Genomic DNA, 25452 nt, shown 5'->3' on the forward strand with positions numbered 1-25452 from the left:
ATTGCAATGACCATACAAGGCGCATCACCGGACCTGTACAATGAGGATCTCGCTCCGGCGAAGGTTCGAAACTGGGGACCGTTCTCGATCTTCAACGTCTGGACGTCGGACGTCCACAGCCTGTGGGGCTATTATCTGGCGGCCAGCCTGTTCCTGTTTTGCGGCGGCTTCGTCAACTTCATCATCGCCATCGGTATCGGTTCGCTGATCATCTATGCGTTGATGAACATGGTCGGCTATGCCGGCGTGAAGACCGGGGTGCCCTACCCTGTCCTGGCGCGTGCCTCCTTCGGCATCTGGGGCGCCAACATACCGGCGCTGGTGCGCGCCATCGTCGCCTGCTTCTGGTACGGCGCGCAGACGGCGGCCGCCTCCGGCGCGATCGTAGCCCTGCTGATCCGCTCGCAATGGTTCGCCGACTTCAACCAGAGCACACATTTCCTCGGCCACTCCGGGCTCGAGGTGATCTGCTTCGTCGTCATCTGGGCGCTGCAGCTCCTGATCATCCAGAAAGGCATGGAAACGGTGCGCCGCTTCCAGGATTGGGCCGGACCGGCGGTGTGGGTGATGATGTTGATCCTGGCCATCTACCTTTGCATCAAGGCAGGCACCTTCGCCTTCACCAGCGACATCCCGATGGATGTCCTGCTGGAAAAGACAAAGGACGCGGGCGTGCCGGGCACGCCGGGCTCCTGGACCTCGCTGTTTGCGGTGGCGGCGATCTGGGTGACCTATTTCTCCGCGCTCTATCTCAACTTCTGCGATTTCGCGCGCTACGCCCCGGACAAGGCATCGCTGCGCAAGGGCAACATCTGGGGCCTGCCGATCAATCTTATCCTGTTCTCGCTGGTCGCCGGCGTCACTACGATCGCCGCCTTCGACGTATATGGCGAGGTGCTGCTGCATCCCGACCAGATTTCGGCGAAATTCGATAGCTGGTTCCTGGCGGCGCTCGCAGCCCTGACCTTTGCGGTGGCGACGCTCGGCATCAATGTGGTGGCGAACTTCGTGTCGCCGGCCTTCGACTTCTCCAACGTCTTTCCACGCCAGATCGACTTCAAGAAGGGCGGCTACATCGCGGCGCTGATCGCGCTTGTGCTTTATCCTTTTGCGCCCTGGGAAGGCAGTGCTGCCTCCTTCGTCAACATCATTGGCGCGACGATGGGGCCGATCTTCGGCGTGATGATGGTCGACTACTACCTGATCCGGAAGGGCGAGGTCGACGTCGAGGCGCTCTACCGGGAAAATGGCGAATTCCGCTTCCAGGGCGGCTGGCATGTCAATGCCTTCATCGCCGCCGGAATAGGCGCGGTCTTCTCCTCGATCCTGCCCAACTTCACCAGCCTGCTGCCGTCATGGTGGGGCGTCTATGGCTGGTTCTTCGGCGTGGCAATTGCCGGCGTCATCTATTACGTGCTGCGCACGATGGCACTCGGCGCTGGAGCCAGGATAGCCAAGGCTTGAGCGGATTCGGGGCGGCGCGAGCCGCCCCGTTCATTCTGCGACCATCTCGGCCAGGCGGCGCACGGTATTCCAGTTGCGCGAGGTGCCGATGCCGAGGCGTTTGTGGCTCACCGCCGCAAGCAGCCGCGAACTCGGCGTCTCGCGGGAAAAGACGATCCAGATGTCGCCGCCGACAATCCGCAGCTTCTCGCCCTTGCCGGCATAGGCGTCAAGCGCCGCGGCGGCCTCGGCGGGAACGGGCGCCCGCATCACGCGCACCGCCACCTGGTCCGCCGCCTCGGCCGATTCGGCTGGGAACGGATTGCCGGCCGCCAGCCTCAGCCAGCCGTCGGCGCGACGCACGATGATGTCGACGTGGCGGCCGAAAGTCTTTGCGAACGCCGCCTCCAGCCGCTGCCCCAACGCCGCGAGTTCTGTTTCTTGCGCCTCAAAAACCAGATTGCCGGTCGCTACCAGCGTGCGCGGGTTATTCAGACCCAGGCCTTCGGCCATCGCTTTCAGATCGGACATGACGACCCGCCGCCCCTCGCCCAGGACAATGCTGTAGAGCAGCGCGACGTAAGTTTGCATGGGCGGCTAGTCTAGACCAGCCGCGACTGCTCTACCGCCGCCTCGATGAAGCTGGCAAACAGCGGGTGCGGATCGAGCGGCCGGCTTTTCAGCTCGGGATGATACTGCACGCCGATAAACCAGGGGTGGTCGGGATATTCGACCGTTTCCGGCAGCACGCCGTCCGGCGACATGCCGGCAAACACCAGGCCGCAATCCTCGAGCCGCTCCTTGTAGTCGACATTAACCTCATAGCGGTGACGATGGCGTTCGGAAATCTGCGTATCACCATAGATCTCGGCGATCTTCGATCCCTTGGCGAGGTCGGCCTGGTAGGCACCGAGTCGCATGGTACCGCCGAGGTCGCCGGTTTCCCTGCGCTTTTCCAGCATGTTGCCCTTCAGCCATTCGGTCATCAGACCGACGACCGGCTCCTCGGTTGGACCGAACTCGGTCGATGATGCGTGCTCGACGCCGGCCAGCGAACGTGCTGCCTCGATGCAGGCCATCTGCATGCCGAAGCAGATGCCGAAATACGGCACCTTGCGCTCGCGCGCGAACTTCGCCGCCAGGATCTTGCCCTCCGAGCCGCGTTCGCCAAAACCGCCGGGGACGAGAATGCCATGGACCTTTTCCAGCCACGGCGCCGGGTCTTCCTTCTCGAATATCTCGCTTTCGATCCAGTCAAGCTTGACCTTGACCCGGTTGGCGAGGCCGCCATGCGACAGCGCCTCGATCAGCGATTTGTAGGCGTCCTTGAGGCCGGTATATTTGCCGACGACGGCAATGGTCACTTCGCCTTCCGGATTGTGGATGCGGTTGGACACCGCTTGCCAGCGTTCCATGCGCGGCTTCGGCGCCGGATCGATGCCGAAGGCGGCCAGCACTTCCGAATCCAGCCCTTCGTTGTGATAGGCCATCGGCACGTCGTAGATATGCGGCACGTCGAGCGCCTGGATGACGGCGCTTTCGCGGACATTGCAGAACAGCGACAGCTTTCTGCGCTCTTCCTTGGGGATCGGCCGGTCGGCGCGGACCAGCAGTATGTCGGGTGCAATGCCGATGCCGCGCAACTCTTTGACCGAATGCTGCGTTGGCTTGGTCTTCAGTTCGCCCGCCGTCGGGATATAAGGCATCAAGGTCAGGTGGACGTAGACGGCGTTGTTGCGCGGCAGGTCGTTGCCGAGCTGGCGGATCGCCTCCAGAAACGGCATCGCTTCGATGTCGCCGACGGTGCCGCCGATCTCGCACAGCACGAAATCGTAGTCGTCGTTGCCGTTGAGGACGAAGTTCTTGATCTCGTCGGTGACGTGCGGAATGACCTGCACGGTGGCGCCGAGATAGTCGCCGCGCCGCTCGCGCTCGATGATGTTCTTATAGATGCGGCCGGTGGTGATGTTATCTTGCTGGTTGGCCGAGCGGCCGGTGAAGCGCTCATAATGGCCAAGATCGAGATCGGTCTCGGCCCCGTCATCGGTCACGAAGACTTCGCCGTGCTGGTAGGGCGACATCGTGCCGGGATCGACATTGAGATACGGGTCGAGCTTTTTGATGCGTGCGCGATAGCCCCGCGCCTGCAAGAGAGCCCCAAGGGCCGCTGCAGCAATGCCTTTTCCAAGTGAGGAAACCACGCCGCCTGTGATGAATACATATCGCGCCATGGGAGTCATCGCTTAACGCGGCCGAATTGATTCCGCCAGAGAAAAAACCGCCGCGAAGGCTTTTTCCCAAGAAGGCGCTCTGGTCGTTGGCGTATCAAAACAAAAGGGCCGGCGAGGCCGGCCCTTTTGGCACGATCTGTCAAAGCGTCAGATGATGACGACTTTGGTGCCTACTTTCACCCGGCGGTAAAGGTCCATGACGTGCTCGTTGATCATGCGGAAGCAGCCATTGGAGGCGCTGGTTCCGATCGACTGCGGCGCGATGGTGCCGTGAATGCGCAGGTGGGTATCTTTCTTGCCGTCGTAAAGATAGATGGCGCGCGCACCGAGCGGATTGTCGCCGCCGCCGGGCATGCCGTCCTTGTACTGGCCATAGTGCTTGGGTTCGCGCTTTTGCATATCCAGCGTCGGAATCCAGCGCGGCCATTCCTGCTTGTCGCCGACGGCAACCGTACCCTTGAACTGCAGGCCTTCCCGGCCGACCGCGATGGCATAACGGCGGGCGGTTGACGATGATTCGACGAGGTAGAGACGACGGGCGCTGGTATCGATGACGATCGTGCCGGGGTTGTAGCCGGTGAATTCGACCTCCTGCGGCACGAACTCCGGCTTGACCTTGAACTGCCGCTTGGCTTGCTTCCTTTCGAGCGCGGCGTCGAGCGCGCGTGTTTCCGGAAGCAGCGACATCGACGAAGAGGATGTGCCGCCGAACAGTCCCGCAAATAGCCCGACGCTCTGCGGCTTCTGCCCGATCGGTTCGCTGCGCAACTCGCCATTGTTGCCGGTCAGCGCAACGTTCATGGCCTCGGCCGGGATCGGCTCGGCCGACTGGATCGGCGCAATGGGTGCAATAGGTTCGATGATGTTGAGGGTCTTCTTCTTGGCCGGCGTGGCGCTAGCCACCTTGGCCGTCGCGAGCGGCTGGCTCTTCTTGGCAAGGAATGCCTGCCGTTCCGCATCGGCTTTGGCTTTCGCCGCCTCGCGCATCGCCAGCTTCCTGGCTTCGAGTGCCTTGGCGCGAGCGGCTTCCTTGTCGGCTGCGATCTTGGCTTCGATCTTGCGAATCTGTGCAAGGTCGTCCGGCGTCGGATCTTTCTTCTTCTTGAGAAGCTTCAATTGCGCTGCATCGCTTTTGGCAGCGACGTTGACGACGTCGGTTGTTGCTGCGGCTTTATGGGCCGAATTTGCCGTCGGCATGGCCGCGTAAGCGGGCGCACCTAGGCTGAGCACGGCACAAAGGCCGGCAAAAATGAAGCTGCGAAGCTGCATGGGGAAGATCCGATCGTTCAATGCTTGTTGCCCACGGCGTCGCCCGGCGCCCCCCAAGGACGCCGAGAATGCCGCGTGCAACGTATAATCGATTAGCCGGAAGCGCCTCAAGCGTGAGGCGCAGTCGAATCTTCGTGATCGTGCGGCATTTGCCGCGACTGTGTTCAAACGACAACAGATCGCGGCATAAGTTGCCCGATTACTGGTTGGGGACCTGCGGCGCGGCCGGCGCGGTGGCGCCGTTTGTCGCTGGCGGCGTCGCCGGAGCGGTTGCCGGCGGCGTCGTTGCCGCGCCGTTGCCGGACGGCGGGGTCGGCGCCGTGGTGCCCGAAGGCGGCGTCGGCGTCGTGGTTCCGGGCAATTGGTTGAGTACGCCCTTGCCGTCCGAGGTCGCTGGCACGCGATCGAGAATGTCGATCGGCTTCTCGCCATAGCGCGCAACGATCGACAGTGTCAGCGAAGTGACGAAGAAAGCGGCAGCCAGGATCGCCGTTGCCCGCGTCAGCGCATTGGCGGCGCCACGCGCGGTCATGAAGCCCGATCCGCCGCCGATGCCGAGGCCGCCGCCTTCAGAGCGCTGCAGCAGCACCACGCCGACAAGCGCGAGCACGACCATGAGGTGGACGACGATCAGTACGGTTTCCATAATTTATCCTGGCAAGGCCTTGTGCGGCCGCTGATTTGGAGGCGGCTCAATACAATGCTTTGACGGCATTTCCAAGCCCGTGGCCGGAATATGGGAAGCAATGCGTCCTTTGCAACGATTTCGGCGCCGACCGTCCGCTCAAATGCAGCAAGCAGCTCCTGTTCAAGCGATGTTTCGATAGGCTTCCGCGATGCCGAGGAAGTCCGCCGCCTTCAGGCTGGCGCCGCCGACCAGTGCGCCATCGACATTCCTCACGCCGAGCAACTCGACGGCGTTGGACGGCTTGACCGAGCCGCCGTAGAGAATGCGCATCTTGGCCGCCGTATTGCCAAGCTTCCGCACCAGTTCTTCGCGGATATGCGCATGTGCCTCGGCGACGTCGGCGGCGGTCGGGGTCAAGCCCGTGCCGATCGCCCATACCGGCTCATAGGCAATGACGGTGTTGGAAGCCGTGGCGTTTGGCGGGACCGAACCAGCGACCTGGCGCGACAGCACGTCGAGCGTGGCTCCGGCTTCGCGTTCGGCTCTTGTCTCACCAATGCAGACGATGGCCACCAGCCCGGCGCGCCATGCGGCGGAGGCCTTGGCCTGCACCAAGGCATCGTCCTCCTTGCGATCGGCGCGGCATTCGGAATGGCCGACGATGACATGGCTGGCACCTGCATCCTTCAGCATCTCGGCCGAAATGCAGCCGGTATAGGCGCCGCTTTCCTCGGTGTGGCAATCCTCTCCGCCGGCCCGCACCGGCGTGCGCGACAGAATTTCGGCGGCATGCGCGAGCAAGGTCGCCGGCACGCAGACCACCGCTTCGGTCTCGGCGTCGAGCCCGCTCATGAAGCCGTTGCCGATCATCCTGAGCTCGTTGAGCGAGGCGCTGGTGCCGTTCATTTTCCAGTTGCCAGCGACGAGTGGGCGGATTCCAGGCGTCATGGGATTTGTTTCTCCGGGCAATTTCAAGCTGGCCCTCACTATCAAAATCAGGCCACAAAGCAATCGACAGTGGGCAGGAAGGGCGCTATTGCGCTTGTTTCAGACTCGGCGCATGCGAAATGCGCAAAAATCGGAAGTACTCATGCTTGGTATGTTGAGAAGCGCGGCGGGGACCTGGGTCGCGAAACTGCTGCTGTCATTGTTGGTGTTGAGCTTCGCCATCTGGGGTATCTCGGGACGGCTGATGGGCGGTCTTGCCGGCCATGATGCCGTGATTACGGCCGGAGGCACCAAGGTCTCGATCAACGAATACCGCCTCGCCTACGATCGCCAGCTCAGCGTCATGTCGCAGCAATTCGGCCAGCGCATCAGCCGCGAGCAGGCGACGGCGCTCGGCATCGACAACCAGGTGCTGGCGCAACTCGTGTCGGGCGCCGTCCTCGACGAGCAGGCCCGCAAGCTCGGCCTCGGCCTGTCCAAGGACCGGCTCGCCGAACTGACGCGTGAAGACCCGGCATTCAAAGGGCCTGCCGGAACCTTCGACAGGAGAAGCTTCGAGTACCTGCTTCGGCAGATTGGCATGCGGCCGGAAGATTATTTGAAGAACCGCGCCCAGGTCGCGGTCCGCCAGCAGATCGTCGAGGCGGTTTCGGATGGCCTCAAGGCCCCGGATACATTCTTCAAGGCGGTCGCGCTCTATCGCGGCGAAGATCGCACCATCGACTACCTGACCTTGCCGAAATCGCTTGTCGAGCCGATAGAAGCGCCGTCCGACAGCGTGCTTTCGGCCTATTTCGAGGAAAACAAGAAAACCTACGCCGCGCCCGAATACCGCAAGTTCTCCTATGTCAGGCTCGAACCGGAAGACATCATGGATTTGAGCGCGGTGACCGACCAACAGGTCAGCGACGACTACAACAAGAACAAGGCGCGCTACACCACGCCGGAGATGCGCACCATCGAGCAGCTTGTATTCAAGACGCCTGATGCCGCAAAGGCGGCGCTCGATTCGCTCAGGACCGGCGCCACCTTCGACAAGATCGTCGCTGCCGAAGGCAAGGCGCCGGCCGACACGCTGCTCGGCACGCTGGCCAAGGACAAGATCGCCGACAAGGCGGTCGCCGATGCTGCCTTCAAACTCAACGTCAATGAGGTCAGCCCGGTCGTGCAGGGCGCCTTTGGCCCCGTTCTGCTGCGCGTCACCGAGATCAAGCCCGAAGTGGTGAAGCCGCTGGCCGAAGTGTCCGGGCAGATCCGCAAGGATCTGGCACTGGGCGAGGCAAGCCGCATCTTGCTGGACGTGCACGACAATTACGAGGATACGCGCGCCTCGGGCAGTTCGCTCGCCGAGGCAGCCGCCAAATTGAAGCTGAAGGTCGTCACCATCGACGCTATCGACCGCACCGGCCGAAGGCCGGATGAAAGCATCGTCAAAGACCTGCCGGAATCGCCGGCACTCATCAAGGCGGTTTTCGAATCCGAACCCGGAACCGACAATGAAGGCCTCACCACCGCCGATAACGGCTTCGTCTTCTACGACGTGAGCGGGATCACGCCGGCCCGTGACCGCACATTGGACGAAGTCCGCCAGAAGGTCGTGGCCGACTGGACCGCGGCTGAGACCACCAAACGGCTCACCGCCAAAGCACAAGAGCTCGAGAAGCGTCTCAAGGCTGGCACCACGCTCGAGGTGATCGCCGGTGAGCTCAAGCTCGAAAAGCAGACCAAGCGCGGCGTCAAGCGCGATGCGGACGACGTCGATTTCGGCAAGGAAGGCGCCGCCGCGATGTTCGGCGTCGGCGAAGGAGGCACCGGGCTGATCCCCTCACCTACGGGCGACGGACAGATCCTGTTCAAGGTTGCCGAGGTGTTCGAGCCTGCCGGGGCCGATGCCAGCTCAGTACCCCAGGACGCTCAGAAATCCTTCACCTCCGGCATGTCCGACGACCTGCTCGACCAGTTGGTGGCGCAGTTGCAGACGCAATATGACGTCCGCATCGATCAGGCGGCCGTAACCCAAGCCTTGGCCAGATGAGCGCGCTGAAGATCCACATCGCCAAGGTCGCCGCCGGCAGCGCCCTTTCTTTCGAGGAGGCGCGCGAGGCCTTCGACATCATCATGTCCGGCGATGCTACCCCCGGCCAGATCGGCGGCTTCTTGATGGCATTGCGCGTGCGCGGTGAGACCGTCAGCGAGATCGCCGGCGCCGTCGCCACCATGCGCGCCAAGATGCTGCGCGTCGAAGCCCCCGAAGGCGCCATCGATATTGTCGGCACCGGCGGCGACAATTCGCACAGCGTCAACATTTCGACCGCATCCGCCTTCGCCATCGCCGGCAGCGGCGTGCCCGTCGCCAAGCACGGCAATCGCGGACTGTCCTCGCTGACTGGCGCCGCCGATGTTCTGATCGCATTGGGCGTCAAGATCGACATCCCTCCGGAAACGATCGGCCGCTGCATCCACGAGGCCGGCGTTGGCTTCATGTTCGCGCCGGCGCATCACCCGGCGATGAAGCATGTCGGCCCGACCCGGGTCGAGCTCGGAACCCGCACCATCTTCAACCTGCTGGGCCCGCTTTCCAATCCGGCCAGTGTAAGACGGCAGATGGTCGGCGTGTTCCTGCCCGAATGGATCATGCCGGTGGCAGAAACGTTGAAGGAACTTGGTGCCGACCACGCCTGGATCGTCCATGGCGACGGCTATGACGAGATCACTACCACCGGCGAGACACTTGTCGCCGAACTGGCCGGCGGCGAGATCCGCAGCTTTACGCTGACCCCGGAAGCAGTCGGGCTGAAGCGTCACACCAAGGACGAGTTGCGCGGCGGCGACGCCGCCCACAACGCCCAGGCACTGCGCGACATGCTGGGCGGCGCTGCCGGCGCCTTTCGCGATACGGTGCTGATGAATGCCGGCGCCGGGCTGGTGGTGGCCGGCAAGGTGACGACACTTGCCGACGGCATGGTGACGGCGGCGCAGGCAATCGACAGCGGCCGCGCGCTGAAAGTGCTCGACAGGCTGGTCGAGATTTCGAACGGTTAGAATTATGTCCGACATCCTGCGCAAGATCGAGGCTTACAAGCGCGACGAGATCGCGGCGGCCAAGGCGCGCGTGCCGTTTGCCGAGATCAAGGCACAGGCGACGGATGCCGACGCGCCGCGCGGCTTTCTTTCCGCCCTTGAGGCAAAGCGCAAATCCGGCGGGTTCGCGCTGATTGCCGAAATCAAGAAGGCTAGCCCATCGAAAGGCCTGATCCGCGCCGATTTCGATCCGCCGGCGCTGGCCAGGGCCTATGCGGAAGGCGGTGCCGCCTGCCTTTCGGTACTGACCGACGCGCCCTCCTTCCAGGGGGCGCCCGCGTTCCTCACCGCTGCGCGCGCTGCTGTCGACCTGCCTGCCTTGCGCAAGGATTTCCTGTTCGACCCCTATCAGGTCTACGAGGCCAGGGCATGGGGCGCCGATGCCATCCTGATCATCATGGCCAGCGTCGACGACGCGTTGGCAAGAGAACTCGAAGCGACAGCGTTCGGGCTCGGCATGGACGCGCTGGTCGAAGTGCATGACGAGGCTGAAATGGAACGCGCGCTGCAGCTGTCGTCGCGGCTGATCGGCATCAACAACCGCAATCTCCGGACCTTTGAAACCAGCCTACAGACCTCGGAGCGGCTGGTAGCGATGGTGCCGGCCGACCGCCATCTGGTCAGCGAGAGCGGTATTTTTTCGCACGTCGATTGCCGCCGGCTGGAGCAGAGCGGCATTGCGACTTTCCTGGTCGGCGAGAGCCTGATGCGCCAGCAGGACGTGGCCGCGGCAACGCGCCTGCTGTTGACGGGCAAGGCGCCGGCAGAGGCCGTTTGAGGATGGCGGCCGCCCTCACCCATCTTGGCGCGCAGGGCGAAGCCAATATGGTCGATGTCGGCGACAAAGCTGAGACGGTGCGCACGGCAGTTGCGGAAGGTTTTGTCGCGATGCGGCCCGAGACGCTGGACATGATCCTCGCCGGCGACGCCAAGAAGGGCGACGTGCTGGGCACCGCGCGCATTGCCGGCATCATGGCGGCCAAGAAGACGCACGAACTGATCCCGCTTTGCCATCCTCTGCTGCTGACCAGGATATCTGTCGATATCGAGGCGGACGCCGCGCTGCCCGGCCTGAAGGTGACAGCATTGACCCGCGTCACCGGCAAGACCGGCGTTGAGATGGAGGCTCTGAGTGCCGTCTCGGTCGCTTGCCTGACCATCTACGACATGGCCAAGGCGGTCGACCGCGCCATGGTCATCTCCGGCATCAGGCTGGTTGAAAAGACCGGCGGCAAATCCGGCGACTACAAGATCACCGGAGGCGGGGCCACCGGGGCAGGCCGATAATGGCGCTGGTCCCGGTTGCCGAGGCGCTCGAGCGCCTGCTGGACGGCGCAGCAGCGCTGCCGGGCGAACGCGCCGCACTGCTGGATGCCGCCGACCGCGTGCTGGCGGAGCCGGTTGTGGCGCTCCGCACCCAGCCGCCGTTCAACGCCTCCGCCATGGACGGCTATGCCGTGCGGGTGGCCGACATCGCGTCCGTACCGGCAAAGCTTTCGGTGGTCGGCATGGCGCCGGCCGGACGCGGCTTTGCCGGAACGGTGCAGCAGCGGCAGGCCGTGCGTATCTTCACCGGCGCGCCGCTTCCCGAAGGTGCCGACACCATCGTCATCCAGGAGAACGTCCGCGATCTCGGCGGCGGTGTCGTAGAAGTGACGGAGCCGACGGTGCAGGGGCGAAACATCCGCCGCCTCGGGCTCGATTTCGCCAAGGGCGATGTCCTGCTGCCCAAAGGCCGCCTGCTCGATCCGGCGGCCTTGTCGCTCGCGGCGTCGGCCAACCATCCCGAGGTCGCCGTGGTCAAGCGGCCGCTGGTCGCCATTATCGCGACCGGCGACGAATTGCTGCCGCCGGGCAGCAATCTTGGCCCCAACCAGATCATCTCCTCCAACGCCTATGGTGTCGCCGCCGCCGCACAGTCGATCGGTGCGCGCGCGCTCGACCTTGGCATCGCGCCGGACCGCAGGGAGGCGATCGCTGCGCTGGTTGAAAAGGCCGTGAAGGCTGGCGCGAACGTCATCGTCACGCTGGGCGGTGCCTCGGTCGGCGACCACGACCTCGTCCATGACGTCCTGACCGGGCAAGGCATGACGCTCGATTTCTGGAAGATCGCCATGCGGCCGGGCAAGCCGCTGATGTTCGGGCGGCTGGGCGACATTCGCTGCATCGGCCTGCCCGGCAATCCGGTGGCAAGCCTGGTCTGCACCCAGCTCTTCCTCAAGCCGCTGCTGGCGCGGCTCGGCGGCCGCGCCTTTCAGCAGGATATACGTCAGGTGCGGCTCGGTGCTGCCATGCCGGCCAACGATCTCAGGCAAGATTATGTGCGGGCTGTTGTCACAGACGATGCCGGTACGCTCGTGGCGACGCCGTTCGGCATCCAGGACTCCTCGATGCTGAAAATGCTGGCCGATGCCAACGGGTTGATCGTCCGCGCGCCGTTCGCGCCTGCCGCGGCGGCGGGCTCCCCCTGCGACGTGCTGATGCTACGCTGAACCTGCCTCACTCCGAGATCAAGGTCCGGGTCAGCGGATGGTCTGGATCGGCCAAACCGTCGATGATGTTGAAATGATGCCGGTCAGGCTCGACCACCGAGCTGGTCGCGGCACCCAGGCCGATCCAGATGTTGGCCAGCAACGCGCTCTGGCGCAGGAATTCGGCGCGCTCGCCGCCGCCGGCCCAGCAGGTCAGGCAGGCCTTGTCCATCGGGCGCAGCAGCACCGGACTTTCGGCCTGCGCCTCGGCCTCATCGATCGCCAGCGTCTCGTTCATGCCGGTGCGCATGATCGGGCGCAAATCGTGCACCCCCGAGATCGACACCACGTGACGAACGCGCCGGACCACTTCGGGCGCCAGCGGCGTCGTCGCCGTAACCATCCGGCTAACAAGATGGCCGCCGGCCGAGTGTCCGGTCAGCATCAGCGGCCCTGCGACCATCGCCGCCGCTGTGCCGATCGCCGCGCCGACTTCCTTGACGATGCCGGCAACGCGTATCTGCGGACAGAGCGTGTAGGACGGCATCGCAACCGCATAGCCGCGATCAACAGCGCCAGCGGCAAGATGCGACCAGAAACTCTTGTCGAATGCCATCCAGTAGCCGCCATGGACGAACACCACGAGTCCCTTGGGCTTGGTGGCCGGCAGGATAAGATCGAGCCGATTGCGTGGCTTATCGCCATAGGCCAAGTCGAGCCGCGCCCTGCCCTCGGTCGAAAGCACGTCGCGGAAAACCCGAGCGGGCTCAACCCAGGCCGCCGGCCAGCGATCGCTGCTGGCTATGTTGGCGCCGTTGGCATAGGCGTTGTCCCAATCGGCAATGTGACGTTCGAACACCCTGCGCCCTCCCCTGGCAATATGGCCTTGCGACGTAGCGTGAGCATCGCGCGGCGCGTCGTCGCCAGCCTCACGGCTCCAGCTCTCGCATCAATCTCAAGTGACAGCCGTCTTGATGGCGAAGCGCGCATCCTTCCATGCACCGGTGCGCAGGATGTCCTCAAGTACTTCGACGGCCTGCCAGACATCGGCATAGCCGACATAGAGCGGGGTGAAGCCGAAGCGCATGGTCGATGGCGCGCGAAAATCGCCGATCACGCCACGTTCGATCAGCGCGCGCATGATCTGGTAGCCATGCTCATGCATGAATGAAATCTGGCTGCCGCGTTTTTCCCCATCGCGCGTGCTTTCGAGCGTGAGCCCGTAAGTGCCGCACTTTGCCTCGACAAGCTCGATGAACAGATCGGCCAGCGCGATGCTCTTCTTGCGCACCGCCGTCATGTCGACATCGTTCCAGATGTCGAGCGCGCCCTTAAGCGTGCGCATCGACAGGACCGGCTGCGTGCCGCACAGAAACCGGCGGATGCCGGTGCCGGCCGCATAGCCTGGCTCGAAGGCGAAGGGCCGTGCATGGCCCCACCAGCCGGTGAGCGGCTGCTGGATGTCGGCAAGATGCCGCTCAGCCGCATAGATGAAAGCAGGCGCGCCCGGGCCGCCATTCAGATATTTGTAGGTGCAGCCAACGGCAAAATCGGCGTTTGCCTTGTCGAGCTCGACTGGCATCGCTCCAGCGGTGTGGCAGAGATCCCAGACGATCATCGCCCCGGCTTCCTGGGCTCTGCGCGTCAGCGCCGGCATGTCGCGCAGTTCGCCCGACTTGTAGTTGACGTGGTTGACCAGCACCACAGCGGTGCGTTCGTCGATCAGCTCTTCGATGCTCGGCGCGTCGACCCCCGAGAGGCGCAGCAGCGTATCCTTTCGCGTCGAAGCCACACCCTCAGCCATGTAGAGGTCCGTCGGAAAACTATCGCCCTCGGCGACGATGACCTGCCGCTCCGGTCGCATGGCCATGGCGGCGTGCAGCAGTTTATAGATGTTGACCGACGTCGTGTCGCAGACCACCGTCTGGCCGGCCGCGGCACCGATCAGGCGCCCGAGCTGGTCGCCAAGTTCAAGCGGCATGTTGAACCAGCCGGCCGTGTTCCATGCGCGGATGAGATCATGCGACCATTCTTCGGTCGCGGCCTTGCGCAATTCATCGAAAGCGGCACGTGAAGCAGCTCCTAGCGAATTGCCGTCGAGATAGATCACTCCTTGCGGCAACACAAAGCGGTCGCGCATCGCGCGCAGCGGATCTGCGGCATCCATCGCCTTTATGGCCGCGAGATCGGGAATTCCTGTCATGATTTGCCTGCTCCCCCAAAATTCAATGCAACGCCGGATACGCATCGACTGTTCTTCCATCACCTGGTTGCGCGCAGGAAGGCTCCACCGGCGAGAAGCAGCCTAACCAGGCGGTGGAAACCAGGACTTAACCCGAGGTTGGCGTTTTGAGTTCGTTTCGTTCACGGTGCATTGACCAAACCGCACACTCGATAGGGGTTCACTTCCGTGCCCTCCGCCGACCGACGGCCGATGCCAATGTGGCCTTCCGGGAAGCCAGAAGGGCGCAAACGAAAGCAGAATCAAGGCGATGAGGCTCGCGACGGTGAAAGTGGGGTACCCCGGTTAGGGGACGTCGTTTGTTTCCCGAGCCTTAACGCATTCATTAAACTTTAAACAGTTGCGGAACACAACTGGAACAGATAGTGTTTGTTCTGGGTTTGTTTTCTGATTCTGTTGGGGGTCGCTATGCTGACACGCAAACAACACGAACTGCTTATGTTCATCCACGAAAGATTGAAGGAAAGCGGTATCCCGCCTTCCTTCGACGAGATGAAGGAAGCGCTCGACCTGGCTTCCAAATCGGGAATCCACCGGCTGATTACGGCACTGGAGGAGCGCGGCTTCATTCGCCGTTTGCCCAACCGGGCCCGTGCGCTGGAGGTGCTGCGCCTGCCTGACTCGATCGCCCCCGGCCTCAATGCGGCACGCAAGTTCTCGCCGAGTGTCATCCAGGGCAGTCTTGGGCAAGGCGGTCCGCGGCAAGGCAAGCCGACATCGTCGCGCGTCCCTGCGGCCGGAAATGACGACGATGTCGTCGCCGCCGTTTCGATCCCGGTGATGGGCCGCATCGCCGCCGGTGTGCCGATCGACGCCATCCAGCACCAGACGCATTCGATTTCGGTGCCGCCGGATATGATCATGGGCGGCGAGCATTATGCGCTCGAGGTCAAAGGCGATTCGATGATCGAGGCTGGCATTTTCGACGGCGACACGGTGATCATCCGCAATGCCGATACGGCGAGCCCCGGTGAGATCGTGGTGGCACTGGTCGACGAGGAGGAAGCGACGCTGAAGCGGTTCCGCCGCAAGGGCGCTTCGATCGCCCTGGAAGCCGCCAATCCGGCCTACGAGACGCGCATCTTCGGACCAGACAGGGTCAAGGTGCAAGGCAAGCTCGTCGGACTGATCCGCCGCTACTGAGTTCCGCCCTTGGCGCCGGCTTTGGGTTTGTCGGCCCTGCGGTATGGCGGCAGGCCCCGTGCCGCGCGTGAAAATTTCCGCTGCACGTGCCAGGGCCGGTATGATTTTTCGACCGCGAAACGGATTTCGGCGCGTGTTGCAGCTTGTGGATCGAAATAGACGGCGGCACTTCCCGCGCGCGCCAGTTGCCGTTTGGTGACGACGAGGACCAGCCGGTCGTAGTAGCAGGGGTTATGGGCGGTGGCGTCGTCGATGACGATCAAACTGGCAAAGGCGCAGGCTGGCCGCGCAGTATCGCGGTCCTTGGCTTGTGCGATGATCGCGCCGGATGGATGCCTGGCAAGGCAGAGGCCGTCCGTGCAAATGAACGGCATACCCGGCGGTAGGTCGGCCGGATCGGCAATGTCGAATTGCGGATCGTTCTTTCCAGGTGTTTCCGGCGCGACGATAGCCTCTGATGTGAGCGCGCGTTTCCAGTTGTCGATGGTGAACTCATTCGGGCGTGCCCGGTTGACCGCGAGTTCACCGCTGTCGATCGGCAGCGCGACCAACCGTGCGTCCTCCGAGATCAATACATCGGGTACGCGCGTCTGGGTTGTCGTTAGCAAGCCGGCGAGCGCAAAAGGAAGTGCCGCCAGCCGCAACCAGGTCGTCGCCATGCTGGCAATGACAAGGGCGATCGTCACCAAAAGGACGGATCTCAGCGAAATCAGCCCAACCGCATCGATTGGCGAGCGCTCGGAGATCCACCCGGACAGGGCGATCATCGCCGTCAGCCCCTTGCCCATCACGTATAGGAAAGGCCCATCCGCGCCGAACGGCATCGCCAGCGCACTGAGGACGGCGAAGGGCATGACGACCAGTGAGACGATGGGCATGATGGCCAGATTGGCGAACAGGCTGAGCGGCGCCACGCGCTGGAAATGCCATATGGCGAAAAGCGCCGTGGCGCTCCCTGCAATGATTGAGGTCATCGCCAGGCCGCCCATGCCCAGCAGGACCTTTCGCGTGGCGAGGCGTAGCGGCGACCGCCGCGGCGGCGGCGTGGTGGCCCTGCCGGCGCGGTAGTCGGACCAGCCGGCATAGGCGCCGACAAGGGCCGCCGTCGCGGCGAAGGACATCTGGAAGCTCGGACCGACCACCTCGTGTGGCGACACCAGAATGACCGCGATGGCCGAGATCGCCAGGTTGCGCATGGTGAGCGCGGCCCGGTCGAACAGCACGGCGATAAGCATCACCGCCAGCATGATGAAGCTGCGTTCGGCCGCTACCACAATGCCGGAAAAGACGAGGTAGGCCGCAATCGAAAAAAGCGCGGCGGCCGCGGCATATTTCTTGACCGGCCGTCGCGATGAGAAATCGGGAAACAGCGCAAAGGCGCCGCGTAGCAGCGCCATGATGGTGCCGGCGACCAACGCCATATGCAGCCCCGAGATAGAGATGATGTGATAGATGCCTGTACGCCGCATCGCTTCGTTGATCTCCTCGGGAATGCCGGCGCGCACGCCGACGATCAGCGCAGCAGCAATCTCGCCCTCGGCGCCGCCGATGCGGCTGCGGATATGGTCGGCGATGGATTCGCGCGCGTCTTCGATCGCAGAAGAAAGCCGCGCGGCAAGCGGCATGCTGCCCGACGACACGACTTTCGGATTGCCGAGAAAAAAGCCGCTGCCGCCGATACCGGCGAAATAGCTGTCGAAGGAGAAATCATAGCTGTCGGGCCGCACCGGCCCGGTCGGCGGCAGCAGCCGCACATAGCCGGCGATCTCGGAACCGGCGGTCAGCTCAGCCGGTATTTTCATCGCCGAAGCGGACCCGTTCCGGCATGTAACGCAGTGTCGGCCTGGCGGTTGAGATCACATCGATCGTCAGCCTGATGCGGCCGCTCGCCATGGGCTCGTACGATACGACGCGACCCGTCAGCCGCGTCGAGATTTCGGAACCGAGCATATGCGTCCCGACACGCCAGGTCTCGAACTTGGCGGCAAGCACGCCAAGCGCTCAGAGCAACGCCACTATGAAGCACAGGCGCGTCCTGGGCCATGACCGCGAGACGACGGCACAAAGGGCTGCCAAGGCGACGATAGCGATCGGCTGTGGGAAGGCCGGCTCGGCCGCCATCGCGAAATACACGACCACCCCGCATGCGAGGAACACCGGCACCAGCAGGAAGGCGATGCCGCGGTCGAGTTCCAGGCCGGCCGCCGAGGTTATGCTATTGCGGATACGGGACGGTGACGGGAGGCGGAAGCGACGGCGTAGGCGCACGATGGGCTCGCCCGCGGGCACGGGAACCGTTGCGGGGTCGCTGGCCGGCAGCGACGGAGCATCAAAGCGCGGAGCGGGCAGCAATGCCGGTGCCGGAAGGACAGGCAGGGGAGCGGCAAACAGCAAGCGTTCGCTGACGCCGCTGCCAGCGTCCTCGCCCTCGCCCGCACCACGGCCTCGCACAGCCATCGGGTCTGCCCCTTGCGCCCTCGACCTCCTATGCTACATGAACGCGCAACGCGCGAAAGTCCGCAAACCCACTTCCTTCGCCCGCCTGAGAGTTCCATGCCCGATAAGGTCGTCACCCGTTTTGCCCCCTCGCCCACCGGCTATCTGCACATTGGCGGCGCGCGCACGGCGCTGTTCAACTGGCTGTATGCCAAGCACACAGGCGGCACGATGCTGCTGCGCATCGAGGACACCGACCGCGAGCGCTCCACCGATGCGGCAACCGCGGCCATTCTCGACGGGCTTTCCTGGCTTGGCCTGACATGGGACGGCGAGCCGGTGTCGCAGTTCGAGCGTGCGCCGCGCCATCGCGAGGTGGCCGAGGAGCTCGTTCGCACGGGCAAGGCCTATTATTGTTATGCGACGCCTGCCGAGCTGGAAGCAATGCGCGAGAGCGCACGGGCCAAGGGGCTGCCTCCCCGCTATGACGGACGCTGGCGCGACCGCGACCCGTCGGAGGCGCCGCCCGGCGCCAAGGGGGTGATCCGCATCAAGGCGCCGACAGACGGCGAGACGGTGGTACATGACCGCGTCCAGGGCGACGTGCGCTTTCCCAACAAGGATCTCGACGATTTCATTATTCTGCGCTCGGACGGCAATCCAACCTACATGCATGCCGTCGTCGTCGACGATCACGACATGGGCATCACCCACATCATCCGCGGCGACGATCATTTGACCAACGCCGCACGCCAGACCGTAATCTACCAGGCCATGGGCTGGGAGGTGCCGTCGATGTCGCATATCCCGCTGATCCACGGTGCCGACGGCGCCAAGCTGTCGAAGCGGCACGGTGCGCTTGGCGTCGAGGCCTATCGCGCCATGGGCTACCTGCCGGAGGCGCTGCTCAACTATCTGGCGAGGCTTGGCTGGAGCCACGGCGACGATGAGATCATGTCGATCGCCGACATGATCGCATGGTTCGACATTGGCGACGTCAACAAGGGCGCCGCCCGTTTCGACTTCGCCAAGCTCGAGGCGCTTAATGGCGTGCATATGCGCCGGATGAACGACACCGCGCTGCTCGACATCTTCGTCGCCACTCTGCCCTATCTCGAAGGCGGCCCGGCAATCGCCGCGCGCCTCGACGACGGACGCAGGGCGCAACTGCTTGCCGCTTTGCCGGGCCTGAAGGAGCGCGCCAAGACGCTGGTCGAACTTGTTGAAGGGGCTGCATTCCTGTTCGTCGAGCGGCCGCTGCCGGTCGACGAGAAGGCGGCGGCGCTACTCAGCGGTGAGGCGCGCGCGATCCTGCAGGGCGCTCATGCGGCACTAGCCATGGTGTCGGACTGGTCTGCCGCCTCAGCGGAAGCCGCGATCCGCGACTATGCGCAGGCAGGCGGCCATAAACTCGGCGCCGTGGCCCAACCTTTGCGCGCCGCGCTCACCGGCAAAAGTACCTCGCCAGGTGTCTTTGATGTGCTTGCCGTGCTTGGCCGCGAGGAAAGCCTGGCGCGGATCGCTGATCAAATCGATTAGCAAACTGGCCCAAGAAGATTGGCATTGAAAGGTGTGTTTCGCAGTGCAACATTGGGTCTTGGCCTAATCTGGCGCGCAGATTCAATTGCGGGCGCAAATGTGCGTATTCCGATGCTTTTGACGTGTTGGGTTCAGATATTTTGCCTTTGCCGGCCTGAGGAAACAAAAAGGAGTTTGCTATGACCGAACCTGCGACAAAAATGGAATTTGGCGGCAAAACCCAGGCATCCACGGCAAAGCTGGAACTCGGCGGCAAAACCCATGAATTCAAGATACGAAGTGGTTCGGTAGGACCTGACGTCATCGACATCGGTTCGCTCTACAACACTGCCGGCGTCTTTACCTACGATCCCGGCTTTACGTCGACGGCGAGCTGCGAATCGGAAATCACCTTCATCGATGGCGATGCCGGCATTCTTTTGCACCGCGGCTACCCGATCGACCAATTGGCCGAGCACGGCGACTTCCTCGAAGTCTGCTATCTCTTGCTCTATGGTGAACTACCGACCAAGGCGCAGAAGGACGATTTCGACTACCGGGTGACGCGCCACACCATGGTGCATGAGCAGATGTCGCGCTTTTTCACCGGCTTCCGCCGCGATGCGCATCCGATGGCGGTGATGTGCGGCGTGGTTGGCGCGCTGTCGGCCTTCTATCACGATTCCACCGACATCTCGGACCCTTATCAACGTATGGTCGCCTCAATGCGGCTGATCGCCAAGATGCCGACGATCGCGGCGATGGCCTATAAATACCACATCGGCCAGCCATTCATTTACCCGAAGAACGAGCTGAATTTCGCAGCCAATTTCCTGCATATGTGCTTCGCCGTGCCTTGCGAGGAATACAAGATCAATCCGGTGCTGGCGCGCGCGATGGAGCGCATCTTCATCCTGCACGCCGATCACGAACAGAACGCCTCGACTTCGACCGTCCGCCTGGCTGGCTCGTCGGGCGCCAATCCCTTTGCCTGTATTGCTGCCGGCATCGCCTGCCTGTGGGGTCCCGCACATGGCGGCGCCAACGAGGCAGCCCTGAACATGCTGGGCGAGATCGGCCATGTCGATCACATCCCGGAATTCATTGCGCGCGCCAAGGATAAGAACGATCCGTTCCGATTGATGGGATTTGGCCACCGCGTTTACAAGAACTACGATCCGCGCGCCAAGATCATGCAGAAGACCGCGCACGAGGTCCTGGGCGAGCTCGGCATCAAGGACGATCCGCTGCTCGACATCGCCATGGAGCTGGAAAAAATCGCGCTGACCGATTCCTATTTCATCGAGAAGAAGCTCTATCCGAACGTCGATTTCTATTCCGGCATCACGCTGAAGGCGCTGGGCTTCCCCACCACCATGTTCACCGTGCTGTTCGCGGTCGCCCGTACCGTCGGCTGGATCGCGCAGTGGAAGGAGATGATCGAGGACCCGCACCAGAAGATCGGTCGCCCGCGCCAGCTCTATACCGGCGCGCCGGAACGGGATTACGTGCCGATCGCGAAGCGGTGAAGATGGTGAATGGGAGCAGCGAAGCGTCGCTCCCTGTCCATGGAAACCACTATTCACAATTCACTATTCACCGTTCACTCACTTCCTCACCATGCCCATCACCACCCCAGCGGCAATCTCGCCTGACGGCTTGGCGGTTGCCATACGCCCGGCAATCTCGGCAAAACCGTGCTTCTGCCAGGTGCGGTAGGCGGTATCGGAGAACAGCGCTTCCAGCTGCCGCGCCAGATAATGCGGCCGCACATATTGATTGTAGTGCTCCGGCACAACCGGCCGGTCGGCAATGAGATTGGGCAAGGCTGCGCTCCATACTTTGATTAGCGGCTGCGCCATGCGCATGACCGGATCGAGCCGGTAGCAGGAGATCATCGGCACACCCGCCAGTGCCAGTTCCAGCGATACCGTCCCCGATGCGATCAGCGCCGCGTCCGCCTTGCCGAAGGCCTGCCATTTGCGTTCGGCATCAAGTATGATCTCAGGCTTCTCGTCCCAGCTCGCGACCGAGGTCCTGACCAGGTCGGCGACGTGTGGCACCGTCGGCAACAGCAGGCGCAAGCGGTGCCCGCGTGCCCGCAGGATCGACACCGTCTCGCCGAACGGCCCAACCAGGCGCCGCACCTCGCCGCGACGCGAACCGGGCAATACAAGCAACGTTTTCACTCGGTCAGCGGAGACGTCACGCGGCTGCGCCTGCGCCCTGGCGGCACTGACTATGCCCGGATCGTGTGCAAGGCGATGCCCGACATAGGTGCCGGGCGGCCCGCCCAGGCGAGCGAGTTCCTTCACCTCGAACGGCAGGATGCAAAGAATGTGATCGACATATGGCTTCATCGCCGCCGCCCTGCCCGGTCGCCAGGCCCACACGCTCGGGCAGACATAGTGGACGGTCGGGATGGTCGGATCGGCGGCACGCACCTTCTTGGCGACGCGCAGCGAGAAATCCGGGCTGTCGATGGTGATAAGGCAATCGGGCTTTTCACCGGCAATCGCGTTTGCCGGCTGGCCGATCCGCCGCATCAGGCGCGGCAGGTCGCGCAGGATGGCGCTAAGGCCCATCAGCGCGATCTCGCTGCCGTCGAACAATGGCGCCAGGCCGAGCGCCTGCAAATGGCGGCCGCCGATGCCGACAAGCCGAACGTCGCGCCCAGTCATGAGCTTGAGCGCCTGCACAAGGTCGGCGCCAAGCAGGTCGCCTGACTCCTCGCCGGCGACGACGGCTATCTTCAACGGCCGCTCATTCGCCATGCGCCGGCTCCGCAGCAGGCAGCCCGATCACGAAGAGGCCGAGCGCATTGGCACACCCGATGGTGGCGGGACCTTCGAGCACCAGCGAGCGGCCGGCTTCGACGGCAATGCCGGCCAGTCCGGCGGCATGCGCCGCCTCGACCGTCAGCGGACCGATGGAGGGCAGATCGGCACGCAGTTCCTGACCGGGCTTGGCACATTTGACCAAAACACCACGGCTCCTGCCAGCCAGCCTGCCGTGCCCGCGTAATTGTTTTGTCCGCTCGAGCAGCCCGTCGGTGCCTTCGACGCCTTCCAAGGCAATGGCGCGGCCGCCGACCGCAACAGCCGCCTGGCCGATATCCAGCGCACCGATTGCTTTTGCTGCAGCGTGCGCCGCCTCGATGTCGCGCCAGTCGGATTTGCGTGGCGCCGCCTTGGTCAGCAGGCCTTCGGCAGCGACCAGGTCCGGCACGATCTCGTGAGCGCCGACGACCTTGATGCCGCTGCGCTCGATCCTGCGCACGAACAGTTTCAGCACCGTGTCGTCCCCCCGGGTTACACCGACGAACAGGCTGGGTAGCCACGCGAGCAGGCCCAAATTGAGGCGCATGGCGCTCAGCCTGGGGCGCCGCGTGATATGACCCGCGGTCACCACATGCGTAACGTGATGCCGCTTAAGGATCGGCAGCAGCGAGCCGACGTCTTCCAGCCTCAAGGTTGTCTGCTCATAGGGCTCGAAATCGGCTATGCGATCGACCTCGCCGGCCGCCATCACGACGAAGGGCAATTTGCCCTGCCGGGCGAGCGCTCGGGCAATTTCGACCGGGAGACTACCGCCGCCGGCGATGATGCCGACCTTGGCATCTGGCGCGAGATCAAGGCCCTTTCCGGCAGCCTCAATCTTCGTCATCTGCCCTCAGTCTTCATCATCGGTATCGTCGCCGTCGCTACCCTTGAGCGACGGCACGGCGTAGTGCCGCTTGCCGCGACCGGCGATGAAGTCGACGATCTTCATGGCAGTCGGCGACGAGGCGAATTCCGCCTTGGCGAATTCGATGTTTTCGCCGACGGTCCGGGAGCGATCGAAGATCGTCTTGTAGGCTTTGCGCAGCAAGTGGATCTCCGAACGCGGCAGGCCGGCGCGCTTCAGGCCAATGATGTTGAGGCCGCGAAGGCTGGCACGGTTGCCAACGGCGATGGCGTAAGGAATGACGTCGCCGACGATCGCCGAGCAACCGCCGAGGAAGGCGTTATCGCCGATGCGGACAAACTGATGAACCGCGGTAAGGCCGCCGATGTAGACATTGTCACCGACTTCGCAATGCCCGCCTAACGTCGCTTGATTGGCGAAGGTGGCATTCTTGCCGACCACGCAGTCGTGGGCAATGTGGGCATAGGCAAGGAAATTGCCGTTGTCGCCGATCGTCGTCTCGCCGCGGCTGGAATCGGTGCCGACATGCATGGTGACGCCTTCGCGGATCGTGCAGTTCTCGCCGATCACCAGCGTGGTACGGCCGCCCTTGTGCTTGGTGTTCTGCGGCGGCCCGCCCAGTATCGCCATCGGATAGACCTTGGTCGATGCGCCGATGGTGGTCGCGCCAATCACCGAGACATGGCTGACCAGTTCGACGCGGTCGCCGATCACGGCGTCGGGGCCGACGTGACAGAAGGGCCCGATGCGGGCGCCTTCGCCGATTTGGGCGCCTGCCTCGATGACCGACGATGGATGGATGACTGTCTGGATTTTCATTAGCATTCGTTTGTCAGCCGCTTGCGACCATCATCGCCGAGATCTCGGCTTCCGCCGCCTTGGCGCCATCGACGAGGGCCTCGCAAGCGAATTTGAGAAGATTGCCGCGTTTCTTGATTTTCTTCACATGAATTTTCAACTGGTCGCCTGGAACGACCGGCTTGCGGAACTTGGCATTGTCAATGGTCAGGAAATAAACCAGCGACGGCTTTTCCGTACCAAGGCTGCGGATGCAGATGGCGCCGGCCGTCTGCGCCATCGCCTCGATGATCAGCACGCCGGGCATGACCGGCTGGTCGGGGAAATGACCTTGGAAATGCGGCTCGTTTATGGTGACGTTCTTGATGCCGATGGCGGATTCGTCGCCATCTATGTCGACAATACGGTCGATCATCAAGAACGGATAGCGGTGCGGCAGAAGCTTCATCAGCCGCATTATGTCAACCGCTTCGAGCGTCGCCGCTGCGATGTCAGCCATTTCCCCCCTCACCCTGTTTGCGCGTCCGTGCAAGTCTGCGCAAGGCCGCTATCTCGCGCATGGCTTCCGCCATCGGCTGCGCCGGATATCCTCCCCAAATCTCACCGGCAGGCACATTGCTCATAAACCCGCTTCTTGCCGCAAGCTTGGCCCCGGACCCGATGGTCAAATGATCCGCAAGGCCGACACCGCCACCCATGGTGACGTTGTCGCCTACCGTCACGGAACCGGAAATACCCGAAAGCCCGGCTATTATGCAATTGCGGCCGATGCGAACGTTGTGGGCGATCTGTACCAGATTGTCGATCTTGGTACCCTGGCCGATGATCGTGTCGGACATGGCGCCGCGATCGACGGTCGTATTCGACCCGATCTCGACGTCGTCCTGGATGATGACACGGCCGATCTGCGGAACCCGCTCCGGACCCTTGGCGCCGGCCACGAAACCGAAGCCATCCTGGCCGATCCTGGCACCGCCATGGATGATGACACGATTGCCGATCAACGCATATTGCACGCTGGCTCCTGGACCGACATAGCCGTCGCGGCCGATCTGCGAGGACGGACCGATGACCGCATGCGGGGCAATAACGGTCCCGCTGCCGATGGCAGCGCGCGGTCCGATGACCGCACCCGCTTCGATGATCGCACCGGGCTCGATATGGGCGGTCGCATCGATATGGGCGTGCGGCGAGATACCGGTTTCGCTGGTCATCGGTCCAGGCGTCGCAGCCGCCGGGAAAAGCAGGCGCCCGACCATTGCGAAAGCCTGCTGCGGGCGCGGATGCACCAGCACCGCAATGCCCGCCGGCGCCTTGCCGGCAAATTCGGCAGGGCAGAGAACCGCCGCCGCCCGCAGTGCCTGCATCAGCGCGAAATTGCGCCTGCCATCGACGAAGACAAGTGCGTTCTCGCCGCCTTCGTTGGCGGGCGCCAGAGCCTCGATCGAAACATCGGAGAGACCGGAATCGACAAGCGTCGAGCCGGTCAGATTCGCGACTTCGCCGGCCGTATACCGGCGTGAGGGCGCGAAGAACACCGGATCGGTCATTCCAGAA

The 25452-nt window shown here is 63.3% G+C and carries 21 protein-coding genes and 1 pseudogene; 9 read left to right on the forward strand and 13 right to left on the reverse strand.

What is annotated here, in order from left to right:
* The first annotated feature begins 6 nt into the window (after positions 1–6).
* Complete coding sequence (locus tag NKJ46_RS11755) at positions 7–1464, forward strand: NCS1 family nucleobase:cation symporter-1 (protein ID WP_352665055.1); 1458 nt, start codon at positions 7–9, stop codon at positions 1462–1464.
* Between the two features lie 30 nt (positions 1465–1494).
* Here NKJ46_RS11755 and NKJ46_RS11760 read toward each other — a convergent pair whose 3' ends face one another.
* From NKJ46_RS11760 to tpiA, 5 genes are all read right to left on the reverse strand, one after another.
* On the reverse strand, positions 1495–2034 hold the full coding sequence (locus NKJ46_RS11760; protein ID WP_352665057.1) for a DUF1697 domain-containing protein: 540 nt from the start codon (positions 2032–2034) through the stop codon (positions 1495–1497).
* Positions 2035–2045: 11 nt separating this feature from the next.
* Positions 2046–3674 (reverse strand): CTP synthase, encoded by a 1629-nt coding sequence (pyrG, locus tag NKJ46_RS11765; protein WP_352448839.1) that lies wholly within the window; start codon positions 3672–3674, stop codon positions 2046–2048.
* A 147-nt stretch (positions 3675–3821) separates the two neighbouring features.
* Positions 3822–4943 (reverse strand): L,D-transpeptidase, encoded by a 1122-nt coding sequence (locus tag NKJ46_RS11770; protein WP_352665059.1) that lies wholly within the window; start codon positions 4941–4943, stop codon positions 3822–3824.
* A gap of 199 nt (positions 4944–5142) precedes the next feature.
* Positions 5143–5589 carry a preprotein translocase subunit SecG gene (secG, locus tag NKJ46_RS11775; protein WP_352665061.1) on the reverse strand — a complete coding sequence of 149 codons (447 nt, stop codon included), beginning with the start codon at positions 5587–5589 and terminating at the stop codon, positions 5143–5145.
* A 162-nt stretch (positions 5590–5751) separates the two neighbouring features.
* Entirely contained in the window at positions 5752–6519 is a 768-nt protein-coding gene (gene tpiA, locus NKJ46_RS11780; RefSeq protein ID WP_352665064.1) for a triose-phosphate isomerase, read from the reverse strand.
* 142 nt (positions 6520–6661) lie between these two features.
* On the opposite strand from tpiA, the gene NKJ46_RS11785 reads away from it, so the two are divergent.
* The 5 genes from NKJ46_RS11785 to NKJ46_RS11805 are packed head-to-tail and all read left to right on the forward strand — an operon-like array spanning position 6662 to position 12092.
* Complete coding sequence (locus NKJ46_RS11785) at positions 6662–8554, forward strand: SurA N-terminal domain-containing protein (protein WP_352665066.1); 1893 nt, start codon at positions 6662–6664, stop codon at positions 8552–8554.
* The gene (gene trpD, locus NKJ46_RS11790; protein WP_352665068.1) at positions 8551–9561 is read left to right on the forward strand and encodes an anthranilate phosphoribosyltransferase; all 1011 of its coding nucleotides are present in this window, start codon (positions 8551–8553) and stop codon (positions 9559–9561) included. The genes NKJ46_RS11785 and trpD overlap by 4 nt, the downstream gene beginning before the upstream one ends.
* A gap of 4 nt (positions 9562–9565) precedes the next feature.
* On the forward strand, positions 9566–10378 hold the full coding sequence (gene trpC, locus NKJ46_RS11795) for an indole-3-glycerol phosphate synthase TrpC (RefSeq protein ID WP_502903390.1): 813 nt from the start codon (positions 9566–9568) through the stop codon (positions 10376–10378).
* A 2-nt stretch (positions 10379–10380) separates the two neighbouring features.
* Entirely contained in the window at positions 10381–10887 is a 507-nt protein-coding gene (gene moaC / locus NKJ46_RS11800) for a cyclic pyranopterin monophosphate synthase MoaC (RefSeq protein ID WP_352665071.1), read from the forward strand.
* Entirely contained in the window at positions 10887–12092 is a 1206-nt protein-coding gene (locus NKJ46_RS11805) for a molybdopterin molybdotransferase MoeA (RefSeq protein ID WP_352665073.1), read from the forward strand. Before moaC ends, NKJ46_RS11805 begins: the two co-directional genes overlap by 1 nt.
* Positions 12093–12099: 7 nt before the next feature.
* Here NKJ46_RS11805 and NKJ46_RS11810 read toward each other — a convergent pair whose 3' ends face one another.
* Both NKJ46_RS11810 and kynU read right to left on the reverse strand, forming a co-directional pair.
* Positions 12100–12930 carry a hormone-sensitive lipase gene (locus NKJ46_RS11810; protein WP_352665075.1) on the reverse strand — a complete coding sequence of 277 codons (831 nt, stop codon included), beginning with the start codon at positions 12928–12930 and terminating at the stop codon, positions 12100–12102.
* 96 nt (positions 12931–13026) lie between these two features.
* On the reverse strand, positions 13027–14274 hold the full coding sequence (kynU, locus tag NKJ46_RS11815) for a kynureninase (RefSeq protein ID WP_352665077.1): 1248 nt from the start codon (positions 14272–14274) through the stop codon (positions 13027–13029).
* A gap of 447 nt (positions 14275–14721) precedes the next feature.
* On the opposite strand from kynU, the gene lexA reads away from it, so the two are divergent.
* Positions 14722–15456 carry a transcriptional repressor LexA gene (gene lexA, locus NKJ46_RS11820; RefSeq protein WP_352448829.1) on the forward strand — a complete coding sequence of 245 codons (735 nt, stop codon included), beginning with the start codon at positions 14722–14724 and terminating at the stop codon, positions 15454–15456.
* Here lexA and NKJ46_RS11825 read toward each other — a convergent pair.
* Positions 15450–17913 (reverse strand): annotated as a pseudogene (locus NKJ46_RS11825) (ComEC/Rec2 family competence protein). The gene lexA and the pseudogene NKJ46_RS11825 overlap by 7 nt on opposite strands.
* Positions 17914–18009: 96 nt before the next feature.
* Between NKJ46_RS11825 and gltX the strand changes: the two are divergent.
* Together gltX and gltA are read left to right on the forward strand one after the other, a co-directional pair.
* The gene (gltX, locus tag NKJ46_RS11830) at positions 18010–19431 is read left to right on the forward strand and encodes a glutamate--tRNA ligase (protein ID WP_352665079.1); all 1422 of its coding nucleotides are present in this window, start codon (positions 18010–18012) and stop codon (positions 19429–19431) included.
* Positions 19432–19610: 179 nt separating this feature from the next.
* A complete protein-coding gene (gene gltA, locus NKJ46_RS11835; protein WP_254817305.1) occupies positions 19611–20939 on the forward strand; it encodes a citrate synthase in 1329 nt (442 codons plus the stop codon).
* A 78-nt stretch (positions 20940–21017) separates the two neighbouring features.
* Here the strand turns inward: gltA and lpxB are convergent, their stop codons facing one another.
* Genes lpxB through lpxD form a run of 5 tightly spaced genes read right to left on the reverse strand, consistent with a single transcriptional unit; the run spans position 21018 to position 25445 of the window.
* On the reverse strand, positions 21018–22184 hold the full coding sequence (gene lpxB / locus NKJ46_RS11840; protein ID WP_352665081.1) for a lipid-A-disaccharide synthase: 1167 nt from the start codon (positions 22182–22184) through the stop codon (positions 21018–21020).
* Positions 22174–23076 carry an LpxI family protein gene (locus tag NKJ46_RS11845; RefSeq protein WP_352665083.1) on the reverse strand — a complete coding sequence of 301 codons (903 nt, stop codon included), beginning with the start codon at positions 23074–23076 and terminating at the stop codon, positions 22174–22176. The genes lpxB and NKJ46_RS11845 overlap by 11 nt, the downstream gene beginning before the upstream one ends.
* Before the next feature lie 6 nt (positions 23077–23082).
* Positions 23083–23916 (reverse strand): acyl-ACP--UDP-N-acetylglucosamine O-acyltransferase, encoded by an 834-nt coding sequence (gene lpxA, locus NKJ46_RS11850; RefSeq protein WP_352474276.1) that lies wholly within the window; start codon positions 23914–23916, stop codon positions 23083–23085.
* A 13-nt stretch (positions 23917–23929) separates the two neighbouring features.
* Positions 23930–24394: a 3-hydroxyacyl-ACP dehydratase FabZ gene (gene fabZ / locus NKJ46_RS11855; protein ID WP_023674942.1), complete on the reverse strand. Its 465-nt coding sequence runs from the start codon at positions 24392–24394 to the stop codon at positions 23930–23932.
* The gene (gene lpxD, locus NKJ46_RS11860; protein WP_352665085.1) at positions 24387–25445 is read right to left on the reverse strand and encodes a UDP-3-O-(3-hydroxymyristoyl)glucosamine N-acyltransferase; all 1059 of its coding nucleotides are present in this window, start codon (positions 25443–25445) and stop codon (positions 24387–24389) included. The genes fabZ and lpxD overlap by 8 nt, the downstream gene beginning before the upstream one ends.
* Positions 25446–25452 lie beyond the last annotated feature (7 nt).

This window comes from Mesorhizobium sp. M0166 (assembly GCF_040322255.1).
In the GTDB taxonomy this organism is placed as follows: Bacteria; Pseudomonadota; Alphaproteobacteria; order Rhizobiales; family Rhizobiaceae; genus Mesorhizobium.